A 16,590-nucleotide genomic window follows, 5' to 3' on the forward strand; every position below is an offset into this window, starting at 1 on the left:
TTATATACCTCCCTGATAAATTTTTTTGCTTAAGTACCGTTCACTGGAATCCGGAAATACGACGACGATATTCGTCCCCCGGTCAGCCTTGGCCGCTTCTTTCATGGCCGCTGCAAATGCCGCGCCGGAAGAACTGCCGACAAGCAAGCCTTCTTTCATCGCCAATTCCTTCACCATGTGGAAAGCGTCACGATCACTTATCGTATGAATCTGATCAAAATACGTCTCATCCATATAAGCTGGTAAAAATTCCATCCCTATCCCCTCGGTTTTATGGGGTCCTGCTTTGCCTCCGTTTAAAATCGATCCTTCTGGTTCGACTATGACCGTTTTGACAGAAGCTGCATTCTTTTCTTTTAAATATCGCGATGTTCCCATGAATGTCCCTCCCGTTCCTGCTCCGGCAACAAACACATCTACATCGCCATCCATCTGTTCCCATATTTCAGGTCCCAGCGTTTTATAATAGGCATCAGGATTGGATGGATTGGCAAACTGTTGGGGACAATAAGATCCTGGAATTTCAGCCAGCAGTTCCTTAGCCTTCGCAATCGCTCCTGTCATTCCTTCCTCTGTCGGGGTCTGGATCACTTTGGCCCCAAGGGCACGCATCAATTCCTGTTTCTCGGCACTGAATTTCTCCGGAACACAAAATATCACGTCTACTCCACTGTTTATTGCCGCCAACGCCAAGCCAATCCCAGTATTTCCGGCAGTCGGTTCAATGATTGTCCCACCCTTTTTCACCTTCCCTGTCTGTAACGCTTGGGCTAAAAGTTCTTGACCAAGCCGGTCCTTCACACTGCCTCCCGGATTAAAGTATTCCAGTTTGGCAAAGATACGGACTTCATCTGGAAGCGGGAAATGGGTTATTTCCATCATCGGCGTTTCCCCGATCAACTCATGAATGTTTTTAAAGACTTTCATATTCGGACATCCTTTCATAGTTATCCTACCAATTTAATAAGAATTATGCAATAAAGAATAATCAGCGGAAAGACTTCCGCTGATCACTAATCATTCATTTCATTTTTTCAATCATTTTCAAAATCAGTGCCGCTGAATGTAGAGCCGCCGTTTCCAGGAATTTATCAAAGGAAATATTGGACTCCTTACCTGCGATATCCGAAAGGGAACGAATGATGACAAATGGTGTTTTGAATTGGAAGGCTACCTGTGCAATGGCTGCCGCTTCCATTTCCACCGCGTATAAATCGGAAAATTTCCCTCTGACGAATTCAACCCTGTCAGGATCATTCATGAAAGAATCCCCCGTCACGATCAGCCCTTTCGCCACTTGCATATTCTCTATTTCTTTAGCTGCTTCTTCTGCGATTGCAAGAAGTTTTTCATCAGGGATGAAAGCTGCAGGCAGCTGAGGGACTTGACCGTACTCATATCCAAAAATCGTCACGTCCACATCATGATGGCGAACTTCCGAGGATATGACCACATCCCCGACATTCAGTGCTGTATGATAACCGCCGGCAGAGCCAGTATTGATGACCGCGTCCGGTTTGAATTTTTCTAAAAGGATCGTAGTGGACATTGCCGCATTCACTTTACCTATTCCCGATTTAAGCAAAATGACCTCGATACCATTCAGTGTGCCTGTATTGAACTCGGAACCGGCAATGGTCACCTGCTCCAAACCTTCCAATTTATCACGTAAAATTGTAACTTCTTCTTCCATTGCTCCGATTATGGCTACTTTCATTAGTAAAAACCTCTTCCTATAATTTTTCCGCCTCCATAATCCAGACAAATTGATTGCAGCGCTCGAAGTTCACTTTATATCCATTTGCTTCAAGTGCTTTTTCCAAAAAAGGAATCGTCGTATAATATTCCGTTTGCAAATCGTTCGCCAAATTATGAAAGCCCGCCTGCCTTGCATCAGAAATCGCTTGTTCATGCGCTTCCCTGGATTGATACATCGTATCCGCAAACACTATTTTACCACCAGTATTCAGTAACTTTCCATAGCTGGCTATCGCTTTTTCTTTTTCTTCATCGGTTAAATGATGAAACGCGTACGTACTCACGATCGAATCAACCTGTTCCGGCTTCGGAAAATCGATAAAATCGCCATCTATAATTTCTGTTTTCCCTTGCAACTTGCTTACCGCTATTTCCCTCATGGCAGGTGATGGCTCGATTCCCGATACCTTCAGGCCTTTCTTCAAAAGCCTTTCCGTCAAATTCCCGGTGCCTACGCCAAACTCAAGCACATGGCCATGAACCCGATTGGTGACGCTGTCCAATATCCTATCATAATGTTTAAAAACCTCTTGATACTCAATATCGTGTCCACCAACCGTATCATCATACGATTTCGACCATTCCTCAAATAAATCTATAAATTCTCTGCCCATTTTATATACCACCCTGATAAATTTTTTTCTAAAGTATCATTCACTGGAATCCGGGAATATCACAACGATATTCGCCCCCACTTGAAGCCTTGGCCGAATCCTTCATGGCCGCTGAAAATGCCGCGCCAAAAGAATTGCCTATAAACAGGCCTTCTTTAATCGTCAATTCCTTCACCATATGGAAAAGCTTCACGATCGCTTATCGAATGATCAAAATTCGTTTCATCCATATAGATAGGTAAAAATGCCATCCATATCCCCTTGGTTTCCTCCCGGATTAAAGTATTCCAGTTAGCCAAAGATACGGACTTCATTCAGTAACCGGAAATGCGTGATTTCAAATCACCGTCTTCTCCCCAATCAACTCATGGATGTTAGGAAGGACAGTCATATCAGGATACCTTTCTAAGTTATCCTACCAGTTTAATGAGGTTTATGCAATATAGAATAATCGGCGGAAAGGCTTCCGCTGTTCAATAGATTCCTTGTACCTACGCAGGCCTTGTAGCACGTGACCATAAGCCTAATTGATGAACTTTCCAATAGCCTATCAAAATGTTTAATAACGTCTTGATACTCCATATCGTGTCCACCACCGGTATCATCATACGATTTCGACCATTCTTCAAATAAATCTATAAATTTCTCTGCCCCTATGATTAGATAATAAAACCTATCAGCATAATATGAAATAAACACAAAAACAGTTCTTGTTTTTTAGGCAAATCCATTCATTCAGTTCAGATTGGTGTTAAACTAACAGTATCTAAATGTTGGAGGGGAACAGTCATGAGTTTTCAACTAGACTTAAACTTATTCGAAGATAAAATAGAATTTTTCGAGGCAGAAAGCATTAAAAACCTCGAGGAAAAAATTCAATCACAAATTGAAATCAATAAAGCGATCATGCTTCAGGTTCAATCCGTATCACACCAAATGTATGTAAGCGAGGAAGGCAGACGTTTTTACAGTGCAGTAGTACACTTTAAAGCAAAAAAGTGACCACAATGAAAAACCCCCGAAAAGTGGAATTCCTTTCGGGGGTTTTTCGTTAATATTTTTTTATCCATTACCTTTTATCGTTTGTTTTCAGCTCTTCGACTTTTACAGGCTTCCAACCTGATCCGTCCACCCATTCGATATGGACCCGGAAGGTTTTTGGACTGTTCCCCTCAGAAACGGTACCGATCGCCGTATTAGGCGAACCGCCGTTTTGAAGCCACCAAAGTCTCATGCTTCCTTCATCGATTCCGGCTCCAAGAGCAATGGCCTTACTCATTTCATTCCAATCGACTGAGCCTTTTTGAAAGCTTGTGGTGTGTTCCCCGGTTTGTTCAGTTCCAACTGGTTTCCAGCCCTCACTCGTATATGTAGCCGCGACATTGCCATCTCCGCTGCCTTCCACTTCCACAAGTTTGGCATCCCCCGCTTTTTCTGGGTCTGTTCCATCTTCAGACTTCTCTCCGGTATCTTCCTCCGTTGCTTTGCCATCTTCTTCTGTTGCTTTACTATCTTCTTCTGCCACTTCCTTCCCTGAATCGGTTTCTTCCTCTTTCCCAGCAGGTTTGTCCACTACTTTCCCCTGTTTATCGGCGATTTGCTTTTGTTCAGTCGTGGTTTTTTTCGATTCAGTGCCACCATCACTTAAGAAAATGGTGACAGCAACAATGACGATTAAAATGGAAACGATGGTGATTGCAATATTATATATTTTATTTACTTTTCTTTTTTGATCTCTCTGATTAAAACGTGAACCCAAGGTCCATTCCTCCCTTACCATTTCTTACTGCCTCATTTTAACATGATTTAGCTAGAGATAGAAGGGAAGGGTTTCCTACACTTTTCGTCAATTCTTGCTATTGTCCTGGTCCTTGGAGTATAAGACTTTTACAATATCTGAAAAAAGAGGCGTCATGCTGGAACTGTTTTCCTTCGTTTCAAAACTTACGGTAACTAGAGCATATTTGGGATTCTTATATGGAAAGTAGCCTGCAAACCATTTATTGAGCTCCCCTTTTTCAATATTCGTCTGAGCTGTACCAGACTTGCCAGCTACCTCCACAGGCAAATCTCTCAAGGAAGCACCCGTCCCTTTTTCTTCCGTTACGACCTTCCTCAGAAGATGCTGCATTTTCATCGTTGTATATGGGGAAAGTGTCTCACCGCCAATACTTTGATCGGGGAAATCGACTACGGTCGTACTATTGTTAAATTCGACCCTAGAAACGGCTTTGACCTGTTCCTTCTTGCCACCGCGGGCAATCGTTGCCATCATATTCGCTATAGCGAGCGGTGTCGTCTGGACATCCTGCTGGCCAATTGCTGTTTTGGCAATCATTTTGGGGTCCTTTTTTAAGCCGTCATCATGCCAGACCTTCCCGGTTTGTTCATGATGCAACTGGGTAACTTTCGTGTGATAAACATCCCCTTGCCAGCCCGTTTCGCCAATCAACCCTAGCATTTTTGCGTATTTATCCAAAAAGTCAGGATTCTTCTTAGAAATTTCCTGTGACAATTCGGCAAACGTCCTGTTACAGCTTTGGGCAAAGCTATTTTCAAAATTAAGCATGCCCAGTTCCCTCTGTTTATCCGTTTTCCCGTCAATCGTTAAATTACAATTAAATGTCCTGGTAGGACTAGCCGCTTCATAATCGATGGCCGCTGCTGCCGTGACCGTTTTAAAGACGGAACCTGGCGTTTTTTGAGTCAGCATCATATTGACGGCCCCTTCGCCATTCGGATCTTTTATATTAAGCGCCGGGCGTGATACCATTGCAACGATTTCACTTTTTTCGATATCGATCAGTACGAGACCGCCTTTTTTTATCCCGCGTTCATCGACGAGCTTCTCCGCTCTTTCCTGAATCTCTTTATCAATGGTCGTTACGACCTTGACTGGGTAGAGGGGATTCGCTGGTTCCACATATTTAACATCGACACCGAACATTGGGCCTCCGCTGGCATCCACGTGAAAAACGAGCTTCGATTCCCCAGCGGAAAGCAAGAACTCATCAAAGGTCCTTTGCAGTCCCGTATTGCCGATTTTCGTTTCAGGGGATAAATTCAAGTCGGGATAACGTTTTTTCTTTTCCGCATCTGATATATTCGTCGTGCCGATCAATTGCGCTGCAGGGGTTTGATCGTGATATAATTTCTCGTTCACGGCAAAGACCCCGGGAATCTTCAATTGATTGATTGCCTTCGATTGGCTTGGCGTCAACTCTATCGGTTCATCTCCGCCAAATACAAATGGTTCATCCGCTTGTTCAATTGCCCGTTTCAACTCCGCTTCCGATCTGCCTATTATCGAGGCAATTTCATCTATAGGCCATGTCATTTTTTTCAAAAATGGAAATAGGACGAGCGTCGGGATCTCTTCATGTGCAAGTGGTGCCCCATTTCTGTCATAAAACTTTCCACGCCCATCATCAATCTTTAATATCTGTGAACGCTGATTCACACTTGCTTCTATTAGGTTCACATCATGCTTTGAAAAAGATTCTGTCGATACAAGTTGGATGTAGGCGAGCCTTCCTATGAGCATCAGCATGAAAGTGGTCAATAAAATAGCCAGCAACCTCATTCGTTTCTTTTTCATAAAATACACCTCGTAACCATTGTTGACGAGGTGCGAATTTTTAAACAATTATGAACAAATTTATCAATTCATTTTTCCGATAAAAAAGAGGATGCCCCTATGGACACCCTCTTAAGCCAATTTAGCTGATGGAAACAATCTTGACGCTCATTTCGCCGCCAGGTGTCATGATCGATACCTTGTCGCCGACCCTTTTCCCTATTAGGCTTTTCGCGATTGGAGAATCATTGGAAATTTTCCCTTCGAATGGGTCCGCTTCAACACTACCTACGATGGAGTATGTTTCTTCGTCACCATTTGGAAGTTCTACGAATGTTACCGACTTCCCAAGTGAAACTGTATCTGTATTCGAATCATTGCCTTCAATGATTTTAGCATTACGGATCATGTTTTCGATTGTAGTAATTCGTCCTTCAACGAATGCCTGCTCTTCTTTTGCGGAATCGTACTCCGAGTTCTCGGAAAGATCCCCAAAACTGCGGGCGATTTTAATTCTCTCCACCACTTCTTTACGTTTAACCGTTTTTAATTGTTCCAGTTCCTGTTCAAGCTTTAACTTTCCTTCTTTAGTCATTGGATACTCTTTTTCAATTGCCAAAACCCTTCACTCCTTCTAATTCTTTACAGCAAGCATTCGCTGTGACAAGTTTATGTACTATAAGTGCTTAACTCTAATACTCGAGTCAAAATATATAATTGCGCGAATAAAAAAGTACGCGCATTGATACTAAGGAAACATCCGTTCCTTAGTATATAAACCGACTGCGGTGAGCAGCCGGTTCGTTCTATATCAAGAATAGAGTATTGCGTTTTCCAACATTTGTCCAGTCTTTCCCAATAAATAAATGGGATTTTTTTAAAAAACGGAGGAAAATGGCACATATCATTATTTATGCTATGTTATTACAAAAAAGACTTTTGTTCAAGGATTGTTTGAATTTTTGTCACCATAAGGTCAAACGTTATATGGGATAAGGGGTAGTATTCCATCTAAATCAAGATGCAATACATCAAAGTTTCATGAACACCAATTACCTCTTCTCTTCAGACGATTATAGATATGAATTGATAATCGGTGGGCAATAGGTGGGCAGACCATTCCCCCAAATACAAAAAAGCACAGCGTGCATAAGTGATGGTTTGCCATGATTTATTATGGTGAACGTTGCTTTTTTGTTTCCAAGCAAGAGACATTATATTAATGAAGAAACGAATCGATGTACTATCCAATGAAGAATCAAATAAAAACCTATCACCTTTCACAGAAAGAAAAGTAATGAATAAAGCAGTACGTGCTTACTTATAGAGACACTATACGTGCGTCTTAAGCGTGCGGACGTACAGGATAGACTAATTGGCTTCGCCGGAGGTTTTAAAACGCCACAGCTGCAAGCAAATCGGTGTGAGCTACATGTGTAAAAATACGATTGCTTTTAACCTCGGAGGTTCATATAAAACAGGCACTCGTTTAATGAAAAAACTTGAAGACCTCGGCATGATCCGAAAAGTACCAAAGAAGAGAAAAAGGATATGATGCTGACAGCCACTGCCATCATTATTCAACCTTTGAAAGATGAAATGTCCCGCAAGACCCCTGTGAAAGTGTCCAGCCTTAAAAAAATAAACGTAAAGCCATTGCTCAATTCTCTCATGTGGATAATTCTCGAGAAAATTCTTTAAAACAAGCAAATTACGCAGCCCATTGGGTTCTAAATGTATTTATAGAACCTGTAAGTTCCTTCTGCGGAAAAGCTGAAACCATACAGGAATTCTGGATGCATGAACTTTAATGGAATTGTGAATAAACTGATGGACAAGTTCGCATTTTGATGTGGATTTCATGGGCCATGAATATAATCACCTTTTTTATACCACCTAATTCACTTTAATCGGCAGGGGTATGTTGTGCTGACAAAAAAGAGAGAAAATCGATTTTCTAACAGGTCTAATTATTTACCAACATTACTTTTATATTGAACCATTTTATTTACTTTCACATACATTATTTAAGTAATAAGCCCAAAGTCTTTCGGTTAATCAAGGGGGATTCTAATGAGAAAAAGTTTCAAGCAATACGGTCAAACTCTCCATCTCGTTGGAGGGAATTTAGTATATGTATCTAATATGATTTATCCTATTTATTCGAATGGAATCATTTCTGATCATAATCAATATTGTTTAGATATAAAAAATGCGATAAGTGTAAGTCAAAGCAGTTTACAATCTCTTGAGACCATTTCCCCTCCATATATCTTAGTAACGGAACATGAATTATTAATCAAAACATTCAATGATATAGTAGATTGTCTAAATAGTTTAATATCCAGGGTAGAAAATGTTGTACCAACAGAATTAAAAGAAAATGATATTAAAGAGGAAATTTCCAAATTTTTAGTGATTCAGGACTCATTAACTGACATTACAATGTGTTTAATTGAAAAAATAAATTCACAACCAAGAGGGTGAGAAGCTTTGGACCAAAGACCTGAGGAAAATAATATATTGTATTCCTTACCTGCTCATGCTGGGGATAAGATTAGTTTTTTTGGTTCGATGATTGTAAACATAGGAAACATTCTCACTATTTTGGGAATTGCATTAGAGGCCCAAGAAGTTGAACAAATTGAAGAAGTTGAACAGGGATTAACTAACAACTCAAAAAATACAAAATCAGAAGCAGAATCTGAGTCTAATGCTGGATTTATATTAGCATTGGTCGGAGCCATAATCGTTACCATTGGGGATTTGGTTGCATCAGGAGGTGTTGCACTTGAAATTGAACAATCCGCTTTAGTAGAGAAACAAGCAGAAAAAGAAGCAAAGGAACAAAGTAGAAAAATAAGAAAAATGGAAAAACAAATCAATTCATTACAGCAGAATATGGAGTCTTTAATTTCTATTACCGAATCACTAAAAAGAGAAGTGATTTTCTTACAAAACTACGTTTATCCCAATTTTCATCAACAGTAAATCTTGCCTGTATAATCATATTAAAGTCTAAGTTGGAGGCAATCATATAACGACATTTCGCAAATTGAATAGGGAGGTTGTTTACACTAGGAGGCACTGCTTTATTGGTTCATTTATTGCAGCGGGAGTAGCCTTTCAATCTATAATAAACTTTCAAAAAGAAATTCACCTTTCAATCCTTGAACACGAATTAAGAAAAGCTCCCTTTCGGTCTTGTACTATCCTCGAATAATGGACACGTAAAAAAAGTCCCCTTATTATTCGGGTTTTTTCTATATCCTTATAAGAAAGCCTTTATAAACAAAATCCAGAAGTAGGTAAATTTAATTAATGTAATGAAGATATTCGAAGGGACCCCTCGTCGATTAATCCACAATATAAGCATAAAAGTGATCAAGAAAAGAGTAGGAAATGTTCAGTTGAAAAATTAAATAGTGGAGGCAAAATTACCAAGAGAGAAATACATTTAAACTGGAGAAGGTAATAAAGGGTATTGGGCAAAGGAGAGCTTAAGTTGAAAATCAAAAAAAGAATTAACTTTATTTCTTGTATTGGCCTTTTCTGGATTAAGGATTGGTGAGGCTGTTGGTTAAAGTGGGCTGCTATTGATTTTGAAAGTGCGATTCTTAATGTTAATAAGACATTATTTCAAAAAAACGACTTAAGAAATGAGTATATATCAGCTCTAAAACGTAAGATGCCTATTCCGCCACTAGTAATTAAACAATTGAAATCGTGGCATCATATTCATAATCAAATTAGGATGAAAAGTGGAAATGTTTATAAGGATTTTAATTTTATCTTTTCCGATAAACCGGACAAACCTGACCCAGCTCGAATTTCGGGTATCAACTTAATACTATTTAAAAAAGCAGGAGTTCCCAAAATCACTCCACACGGCCTCAGGCACACTCATACGGCCTTATTAATAGAAGCGAAGAAAACAGTTCCAGGAATACAATTAAGGGTCGGACACGCATCTATAAAGGCTACATTAAACGTATACCTCATATAAGTAAAGAGATAAATAAACAAATAAACTCAATTATGCAAGTTAATGATTTTGCAGCCCACATCCTTTACTTGGTGGGCAAGGAGTGGGCTGCTATTCAATTTTCAGGTAATATTTTTGTTAAAACGTTGTTACAGCAATGATGTTTCAAGTATGTCCCTTATTTTTGTCACCATAAGGTCAATCGCCACATGGTTTTGACCGCCTTCTGGAATGATGATATCGGCATAACGCTTCGTCGGTTCTATGAATTGATTATGCATCGGGCGAACGACACTGATGTATTGATCGATGACGGAATCTATGGAACGGCCGCGTTCTTTAATATCACGGGTCATCCGACGGAGTATCCGCAAGTCTGCGTCAGTATCAACATACAGTTTCATATCCATCAGATCCCGGAGGCGCTCATCCTCCAGCACAAGAATCCCTTCAAGGATGATGACATCCTGGGGCTCAACTGTAATGACTTCTTCTGAACGTGTATGGATCGAATAATCATAAACTGGTTTTTCTATCGTTTCATAGCGCAGCAATGCGTTAATGTGATCGATTAACAAATCATTATCAAATGCCAGAGGGTGATCATAATTCGTTTTCAACCGTTCTTCAAAAGGCAAATGACTTTGATCTTTGTAGTAATAATCTTGTTCGATCATCAAGATCGAATGTCCTTGAAAGAATTCAAAAATGGAACGGGTAACACTTGTTTTACCTGATCCTGACCCTCCGGTAACTCCGATGACCACTGGTTTTTTCCTTGTCATGTCAATTCTCCTTCCGCATCATATTGTTCACATATACTCGATTATCTACTTGAATGCGGACAATTTGAAGCGGATGGCGAGCTGCCTCCAGCTCCTTACCTGACTCATCCCAGATCGTACCGATTTTTTGAGTGAAGTTTTCGATTTCCGGTCCAAAAAACTCCACTTCATCTCCAGGCTTGAAGAAGTTACGTTGCTGCATGGTGGCGATTTGAGTTTCCTCGTTATATTCAAGCACCAATCCCGCGAAGTCGAAGCGAGTCTTTACGGTATGATTCCCGAACATTTGCTGTTTATACCCAGGAATTTCCCCTTCCATGAACGAAGATGCCGTCTCACGGTTCGCACACTTATCAAGCTCCTCGAGCCATTCTTTTTTAATCTTGAAATTGTCCGGATCGGCACAATACGCATCAATCACTTTACGATAGACACTGACAACTGTAGCAATATAATGAATGGACTTCATTCTTCCTTCGACTTTCAAGCTATCAATGCCAATTTCAATCATGCCTGGCAAGGATTCAATAAGCTTCAGGTCTTTTGGACTCATTGCGAATGGAGCATCTTCTTTATCGAATAGAGCCTTTTCCCCATCTTGATCCAACTCATATAAATCGTAATCCCAACGGCATGACTGACAGCAGCCGCCACGGTTCGAATCACGCGCCGTCATATGGTTCGAAAGGGTGCAGCGTCCAGAATAGGCAATGCACATGGCCCCGTGAACGAAAGCCTCGATTTCGATATCAACCTTCTCCTTCATTTCACGGATTTCATCAGCACTCGTCTCACGTGCCAAAACAACCCGCTCCAGGCCTTCCTCTTTCCAGTACTGAACAGCCTTCCAGTTCGACAGCGATTGCTGTGTGCTTAAATGGATTTCTACGTTAGGAGCGACCCGTTTACAAGTTTCGATGATTAATGGATCGGCGACGATGATTCCATGAACACCAGCCTCCTGAAGACCTTCCAGGTATTCATCAAGACCATCGATATTTTCATTATGTGCGAAGATATTTGTTGTTACATATACTTTAGCACCATACTTTTTAGCGAATTCGACGCCTTCCTTCATTTCCTCAAACGTGAAGTTGCCTGCATTGGAACGAAGACCATATTCCTGCCCGCCAATGAATACGGCATCCGCGCCGTAATGGACGGCGATTTTTAATTTTTCCAGGTTGCCGGCCGGAGCCAGCAATTCCGGTTTTTTTACAATGACTCTCTTTCCATCAACGATCTTGGAAATTTTATCAGCAATAGCATTCAAGGCTATTCCTCCTCTTTCTCTTACCCTTTTCTTTAATAAACCGATTCTTTAAAGAAGAATCCTGTATCCAACTCACGACTATCCGGCTGAACCGCTTTGACCCTTTCAAATAGTTCCGATTTCATATCATCATAACGGTCAGGGTCATCTGCACATACGTCAATCGCTTCCCGATATAACTTTGTCATCTCGATGATATATTCCGGTGTTTGTAATAACCCTTCGATTTTCAAGGAATCAATTTCCGCTTCAATCAATTCCTGAAGTTCATCAATCATGCACATATCATTCGGACTCATGATATGTGTACCATTTTCATCTTCATAAATCGGGTATTTATTTTCACGTTCCTTATCATGCAAGAACATATTTCTATGTTCCTTCCGATTTTCCACTTCCAATGCCTTGCCTTGATATTCAAAGTAATTCCCCAGAAGCGTACGCTTGGATTGGAACATACACGTCATGCCGTGCACTTGCACTTCAATCTCCACTTCGGCATTTTCTTTCATTTCCACTATCTCGTCCAGGCTAATTTCACGGGCAGCCACGGCACGGACAGCACCGCGTTTTCCCCAATAATTACATGTGTACCAGTTCGTTACCGTCATCTCTGTATTCCAGTGCAGGGGCATATCAGGTGCCGCTGCACGGACAGCCATTAAGACTGCTGGATCACCGAATATGATCCGGTCAGCACCAGTCTCTTTAAGGAATGTGACATACTCTTCAAGCTCGTCCACTTTTTCATTATGGAAAATGGCGTTCATTGACACGTACACTTTCTTGCCTGCGGCATGTGCAAGCTCAATCGCCTTCTTGACATCCTCACGTTTGAACTCCCCTGCCAGCCTAAGCGCATAACGTTGTTCGCCAATGACGAAGGCGTCTGCTCCTGCATCGATGAGTTCTGTTATATGACTGACACTTGTTGGAGTCACGAGTAATTCAGGTTTTTTCATTTTTGTCACCTCTATGTTTACTTATGGCCACACCATCACCAATCGGCAAAATTACGGTATCGAAATGAGGATGGTCATGTAACCAGATGTTAAAGTCTCTGATTTTTTTGATGAGAGCTCGCTTTCGTCTCGTCATTTCCATTTCTTCAATATTTTCGGCAACCAATCCTTTAAATAAAACATTATCCGTAATGATAATGCCAGCATCTGCAAGCATTGGTTCAAATAGTTCAAAGAATCGCTTGTACTGCCCTTTAGCTGCATCAACGAAGATGATATCAAACGGACCATGTTCCATGACTTTCGGACCCGCTTCAAGGGCATCACCTTCAATAAGGGTAATCCTTTTGGACAGTCCAGCCTTCTCGAAGTTAGTTCTTGCCTGCTCAATACGGGCTTCATTTCGTTCAAGTGTAACGATTTGAGCCTCCGGAAGGGTCTCAGCCATCCTTATGGCCGAATAGCCAATGGCCGAACCCACCTCCAGAATCGCCTTAGGCTGATGAAGCCTTAAAATCTGAAGCAGCACCTCAATACCTTCCGGCTCCATGATCGGCACACTATTTTCAATTGCAAAGTCTTCCAACTCCTTAATCAAACCCGTACGCTCCGGAATTAAGGAATGAAGATATTGTTCTATTTTTCCGTTCAAAACGTTTCCTCCAATTATAAGAAAAACGAAAGCGCTTGGTCAGTACATGAAGAAATTGATCGGTCAAAAAAGATTTCATCTTCAAATGCCTACAATTTTTCACAAGGAGCTGAAACAAGTATGCTTGACGATCTACATTTCCTTATCTTTCAAAATAAAACCCGGCATTCGCCGAGTTACGTCACCGATAAAAATCGGATCTAAAATTCACTTGTACTATTCTATCATAAAAACAAGGGGAAAGTAATATCTCTCCCCCCTCAGTCGCTTTGCCATTTTTTTATTTATTTATTGGAAATATGCTCTGCCTTTTTGTTATTATGGTCATCCAAAGTTTTGGAGTAAAGGACTTCCCCTTCAGGTGTTGCCAAAAAGTATAGGAAATCCGTTTTCTGAGGTTTCAAAACCGCATCAATCGAGGTCTTTCCGGCATTGGCAATCGGTCCTGGCGGCAGCCCCTTGTTCTTATACGTATTATACGGGGACTTCACCTCAAGGTCTTTGTAGTACACCTTACTCTTATGTGAACCTTTTGCATACAGAACGGTCGGATCTGTTTGAAGCGGCATACCTTCCTTCATCCGATTATAAAAGACGGAAGCTATCTTTCCGCGATCAACTTTTGCCGTGGCTTCTTCTTCGACAAGCGAAGCGAAAGTCAGCATCTGGTGTACGGAATAATTGCTTTTGTCCATCTGGGGCTCGTATGCCTGCAATGTCTCTTCCGTTTTCTTCAGCATCTCGGTGACTATGGATTCCAATGTCGGCTTTTTCTCATAAAAGTCATATGTAGCTGGGAAAAGGTACCCTTCAAGCGGATATAAAACCTTTTTATTTTCAATTTCCGACGTCAAGAGCTCCGGAAATTTCTTTTCCATGGACTTAACGAATTTCTTATCATTCAATTCCTTAAAGACCTTTTTCGGATCCTCATCCGTCTTCATTGCAATGATATCGGCAATCTGGATAAGCTGCTTTCCTTCAGGAATCGTTATCTTCAATACAGCCTCTTTCATGAGTTTCCCGGTTTTGATGCTTGTGACAATATCTTCAATTGGCATGGAAGGTGACAATTTATACTCACCTGCCTGAAAACCGGATTCATTCCGAAATTTAATATAATATTTGAATACGCGTGCGTCCTTGATTATTCCTTGCTCTTCAAGCAGTGTTGAAATTTCGTTCACGGAAGATCCGATTGGGATTTTCACTTTTTTGATCGTGTCATCATCAGGATCGACTGGTTTCATGGCTGAGTTGATATATAAAAAGCCCACAAGACCAACTATTCCAATTAATAAAATAAGCGAAGCTATCGTAATCATGATGATTTTACGTACCAGCTTGGCTTCTCCTTGCCGTTCTAACAATTTCATTCGGATATGTTCCTTTTTAGATAGATTTTTATCTTTTTCATCCATTTTCATTCCCCCTGCAAACTCACACCAACTACAGAATGGTTTCTAGGTGATGCTTTCTTTAATTAAACTTTGCTTCGAACATTATACTAAAATCAACAAATAATTACATGGTTTTTGCAAAACTACATTCATTTCTACTCTATTTATGGCAAAAATGCACTAGTTTTGTCAATATACAGATGTAATTCTCCATGAAAATAGTGACATCTTTTCTCTTTAGCTTAAAAAACGCCCCCAATTTCCCCCCCTGCATGTGTAAGGAATTTTCAGGCAATGACTGGAATACGCATGAAGGAATGCTATTATTAATTATAAGCTGAAGAAAGGTGTGAAGGAGTTGGATAATTCTTATTTTGTAGGGTGGGGGACATTGGCACTCATAAACGCCGGACTTGCTCAAGGTAAAAATAGAACGGCGTTGAATTGGTTCTTGCTATCATTATTTTTGGGTCCGCTCGCTACTTTTATTCTTTTATTCGTAGAGAGAAGATAAATTGCTGGTACATAAATGAAAAAAACCGACCTGATCGAGGTCGGTTTTTTCTAATCTTATTCTTCTTCAGCTTCTTCTTGGTCAAGGAATGTATTTAACATTTCTTCGACAAGATCCCATTCTTCTTCGGTTTCGATCGGTGTAAGTTCACCATCTTTATTATCTTCGCTAGGTACGAATGATGAAGCGTGGATTTCAATTTCTTCCTCTTCATCTTCTGCAGACATCGGATAATAAAGTACATAAGATTTGTTGAATTTATCTGAGTCGAATGTGAAAAGGATTTCGCAAAGCTGCTCGTTTCCGTTTTCATCTACTACTGTAATGTTGTTTTCGCCGTGTTCCATTTGTATTCCACCTCATATTGAATTTGTTTGTCTGTCCAAGAAACCTTGCAGAATCATGACAGCTGCCATTTTATCAATGACTTTCTTGCGTTTGCTTCGGCTCACGTCCGCCTCAAGAAGGACACGTTCAGCTGCCATAGTTGTCAACCGTTCATCCCAGAGAAACACAGGCAGCTTGAATTTTTTTTCTAATCGTTTGGCGAAATCTTGACTGATCTCGCCTCGCGGTCCAACGGTTCCATTCATGTTTTTAGGTAAACCTAGGACAATTTTAGAAATTTCATGCTCTTTTATTATTTCATTGAGACGTTTAAAGCCGAAGTCATTACCAGCTTCGTTAATTTTGATCGTTTCCAATCCTTGTGCAGTCCAACCCATCGCGTCACTCACGGCAACGCCGATGGTTTTTGAACCTAAATCAAGTCCCATTGTGCGCATTAGTATTCCTCTCGATGGTTCTTAAGATACGACTTAACCAATTCTTCGATGATTTCATCGCGTTCAAGCTTACGAATAATGTTTCGAGCATCCATATGGCGCGGGATATAGGCCGGGTCACCAGATAATAGATAACCGACAATCTGGTTGATCGGGTTATAACCTTTTTCCTGAAGTGCAACATACACTTGAGACAATACTTCTTGTACATCTCTTTCGAATGGTTCTTCGGGAAAATTAAATTTCATCGTTTTATCAAAGGAACTCATTAACATGCACCTCTCC

20 protein-coding genes are annotated in these 16,590 nt (G+C 40.7%); 5 read left to right on the forward strand and 15 right to left on the reverse strand.

Features of this window, described 5'->3' with window-relative positions; all coding sequences use genetic code 11:
* The 4 genes from SB775_RS13465 to SB775_RS13480 all read right to left on the reverse strand — a co-directional run bounded on the left by SB775_RS13465 (position 1) and on the right by SB775_RS13480 (position 2,538).
* Positions 1-927, reverse strand: a complete 927-nt coding sequence (locus SB775_RS13465) for a PLP-dependent cysteine synthase family protein (protein ID WP_089361566.1) — start codon at positions 925-927, stop codon at positions 1-3.
* Between the two features lie 94 nt (positions 928-1,021).
* Entirely contained in the window at positions 1,022-1,717 is a 696-nt protein-coding gene (mtnN, locus tag SB775_RS13470; RefSeq protein WP_410861873.1) for a 5'-methylthioadenosine/S-adenosylhomocysteine nucleosidase, read from the reverse strand.
* A gap of 16 nt (positions 1,718-1,733) precedes the next feature.
* Positions 1,734-2,372: a class I SAM-dependent DNA methyltransferase gene (locus SB775_RS13475; RefSeq protein WP_410861874.1), complete on the reverse strand. Its 639-nt coding sequence runs from the start codon at positions 2,370-2,372 to the stop codon at positions 1,734-1,736.
* Positions 2,373-2,412: 40 nt separating this feature from the next.
* Positions 2,413-2,538: a hypothetical protein gene (locus tag SB775_RS13480; RefSeq protein WP_410861875.1), complete on the reverse strand. Its 126-nt coding sequence runs from the start codon at positions 2,536-2,538 to the stop codon at positions 2,413-2,415.
* Between the two features lie 623 nt (positions 2,539-3,161).
* On the opposite strand from SB775_RS13480, the gene SB775_RS13485 reads away from it, so the two are divergent.
* Complete coding sequence (locus tag SB775_RS13485) at positions 3,162-3,374, forward strand: DUF2536 family protein (protein ID WP_061464144.1); 213 nt, start codon at positions 3,162-3,164, stop codon at positions 3,372-3,374.
* Positions 3,375-3,441: 67 nt separating this feature from the next.
* Here the strand turns inward: SB775_RS13485 and SB775_RS13490 are convergent, their stop codons facing one another.
* The 3 genes from SB775_RS13490 to greA form a co-directional block, all read right to left on the reverse strand.
* Entirely contained in the window at positions 3,442-4,131 is a 690-nt protein-coding gene (locus SB775_RS13490) for a YrrS family protein (RefSeq protein ID WP_410861876.1), read from the reverse strand.
* A gap of 87 nt (positions 4,132-4,218) precedes the next feature.
* On the reverse strand, positions 4,219-5,970 hold the full coding sequence (locus SB775_RS13495) for a peptidoglycan D,D-transpeptidase FtsI family protein (protein ID WP_410861877.1): 1,752 nt from the start codon (positions 5,968-5,970) through the stop codon (positions 4,219-4,221).
* A gap of 121 nt (positions 5,971-6,091) precedes the next feature.
* Positions 6,092-6,568 carry a transcription elongation factor GreA gene (gene greA / locus SB775_RS13500; RefSeq protein ID WP_056528546.1) on the reverse strand — a complete coding sequence of 159 codons (477 nt, stop codon included), beginning with the start codon at positions 6,566-6,568 and terminating at the stop codon, positions 6,092-6,094.
* A 1,454-nt stretch (positions 6,569-8,022) separates the two neighbouring features.
* Here greA and SB775_RS13505 point away from each other — a divergent pair.
* The 3 genes from SB775_RS13505 (at position 8,023) to SB775_RS13515 (ending at position 9,955) form a co-directional block, all read left to right on the forward strand.
* Positions 8,023-8,436, forward strand: coding sequence for a hypothetical protein (locus tag SB775_RS13505; RefSeq protein WP_318681110.1), 414 nt, complete (start codon positions 8,023-8,025; stop codon positions 8,434-8,436).
* Between the two features lie 6 nt (positions 8,437-8,442).
* Positions 8,443-8,940 (forward strand): hypothetical protein, encoded by a 498-nt coding sequence (locus SB775_RS13510; RefSeq protein ID WP_410861878.1) that lies wholly within the window; start codon positions 8,443-8,445, stop codon positions 8,938-8,940.
* Positions 8,941-9,562: 622 nt separating this feature from the next.
* Positions 9,563-9,955 (forward strand): tyrosine-type recombinase/integrase, encoded by a 393-nt coding sequence (locus SB775_RS13515; protein ID WP_410861891.1) that lies wholly within the window; start codon positions 9,563-9,565, stop codon positions 9,953-9,955.
* A gap of 128 nt (positions 9,956-10,083) precedes the next feature.
* Here SB775_RS13515 and udk read toward each other — a convergent pair whose 3' ends face one another.
* The 5 genes from udk to mltG all read right to left on the reverse strand — a co-directional run bounded on the left by udk (position 10,084) and on the right by mltG (position 15,027).
* Positions 10,084-10,719: a uridine kinase gene (gene udk / locus SB775_RS13520; protein ID WP_061464150.1), complete on the reverse strand. Its 636-nt coding sequence runs from the start codon at positions 10,717-10,719 to the stop codon at positions 10,084-10,086.
* A gap of 1 nt (position 10,720) precedes the next feature.
* Positions 10,721-11,992: a peptidase U32 family protein gene (locus SB775_RS13525; RefSeq protein ID WP_061464151.1), complete on the reverse strand. Its 1,272-nt coding sequence runs from the start codon at positions 11,990-11,992 to the stop codon at positions 10,721-10,723.
* 32 nt (positions 11,993-12,024) lie between these two features.
* Positions 12,025-12,954: a peptidase U32 family protein gene (locus tag SB775_RS13530; protein ID WP_410861879.1), complete on the reverse strand. Its 930-nt coding sequence runs from the start codon at positions 12,952-12,954 to the stop codon at positions 12,025-12,027.
* On the reverse strand, positions 12,941-13,606 hold the full coding sequence (locus tag SB775_RS13535) for an O-methyltransferase (RefSeq protein WP_176431778.1): 666 nt from the start codon (positions 13,604-13,606) through the stop codon (positions 12,941-12,943). The genes SB775_RS13530 and SB775_RS13535 overlap by 14 nt, the downstream gene beginning before the upstream one ends.
* Positions 13,607-13,890: 284 nt before the next feature.
* Positions 13,891-15,027, reverse strand: coding sequence for an endolytic transglycosylase MltG (mltG, locus tag SB775_RS13540; protein WP_410861880.1), 1,137 nt, complete (start codon positions 15,025-15,027; stop codon positions 13,891-13,893).
* Positions 15,028-15,364: 337 nt separating this feature from the next.
* Here mltG and SB775_RS13545 point away from each other — a divergent pair, with 337 nt between their 5' ends.
* Entirely contained in the window at positions 15,365-15,520 is a 156-nt protein-coding gene (locus SB775_RS13545; RefSeq protein ID WP_176431779.1) for a hypothetical protein, read from the forward strand.
* Positions 15,521-15,576: 56 nt separating this feature from the next.
* On the opposite strand, the gene SB775_RS13550 is transcribed toward SB775_RS13545, so the two are convergent.
* From SB775_RS13550 to SB775_RS13560, 3 genes are read right to left on the reverse strand one after another with little or no spacing between them, the layout of a single operon-like run.
* Entirely contained in the window at positions 15,577-15,867 is a 291-nt protein-coding gene (locus SB775_RS13550; protein ID WP_034308630.1) for a DUF1292 domain-containing protein, read from the reverse strand.
* Positions 15,868-15,879: 12 nt separating this feature from the next.
* Positions 15,880-16,305 (reverse strand): Holliday junction resolvase RuvX, encoded by a 426-nt coding sequence (gene ruvX / locus SB775_RS13555; RefSeq protein WP_061464156.1) that lies wholly within the window; start codon positions 16,303-16,305, stop codon positions 15,880-15,882.
* Complete coding sequence (locus SB775_RS13560) at positions 16,305-16,574, reverse strand: IreB family regulatory phosphoprotein (protein ID WP_034311358.1); 270 nt, start codon at positions 16,572-16,574, stop codon at positions 16,305-16,307. The genes ruvX and SB775_RS13560 overlap by 1 nt, the downstream gene beginning before the upstream one ends.
* Positions 16,575-16,590 lie beyond the last annotated feature (16 nt).

The organism is Peribacillus sp. SIMBA_075, from assembly GCF_046534585.1.

Excerpts from the sequence above, each read along its gene's own strand:
- SB775_RS13465 (WP_089361566.1), bottom strand. The coding sequence starts at position 927 with ATGAAAGTCTTTAAAAACATTCATGAGTTGATCGGGGAAACGCCGATG.
- mtnN (WP_410861873.1), bottom strand. The coding sequence starts at position 1,717 with ATGAAAGTAGCCATAATCGGAGCAATGGAAGAAGAAGTTACAATTTTA.
- SB775_RS13475 (WP_410861874.1), bottom strand. The coding sequence starts at position 2,372 with ATGGGCAGAGAATTTATAGATTTATTTGAGGAATGGTCGAAATCGTAT.
- SB775_RS13485 (WP_061464144.1), top strand. The coding sequence starts at position 3,162 with ATGAGTTTTCAACTAGACTTAAACTTATTCGAAGATAAAATAGAATTT.
- SB775_RS13495 (WP_410861877.1), bottom strand. The coding sequence starts at position 5,970 with ATGAAAAAGAAACGAATGAGGTTGCTGGCTATTTTATTGACCACTTTC.
- SB775_RS13505 (WP_318681110.1), top strand. The coding sequence starts at position 8,023 with ATGAGAAAAAGTTTCAAGCAATACGGTCAAACTCTCCATCTCGTTGGA.
- udk (WP_061464150.1), bottom strand. The coding sequence starts at position 10,719 with ATGACAAGGAAAAAACCAGTGGTCATCGGAGTTACCGGAGGGTCAGGA.
- SB775_RS13530 (WP_410861879.1), bottom strand. The coding sequence starts at position 12,954 with ATGAAAAAACCTGAATTACTCGTGACTCCAACAAGTGTCAGTCATATA.
- mltG (WP_410861880.1), bottom strand. The coding sequence starts at position 15,027 with ATGGATGAAAAAGATAAAAATCTATCTAAAAAGGAACATATCCGAATG.
- SB775_RS13550 (WP_034308630.1), bottom strand. The coding sequence starts at position 15,867 with ATGGAACACGGCGAAAACAACATTACAGTAGTAGATGAAAACGGAAAC.
- ruvX (WP_061464156.1), bottom strand. The coding sequence starts at position 16,305 with ATGCGCACAATGGGACTTGATTTAGGTTCAAAAACCATCGGCGTTGCC.
- SB775_RS13560 (WP_034311358.1), bottom strand. The coding sequence starts at position 16,574 with ATGAGTTCCTTTGATAAAACGATGAAATTTAATTTTCCCGAAGAACCA.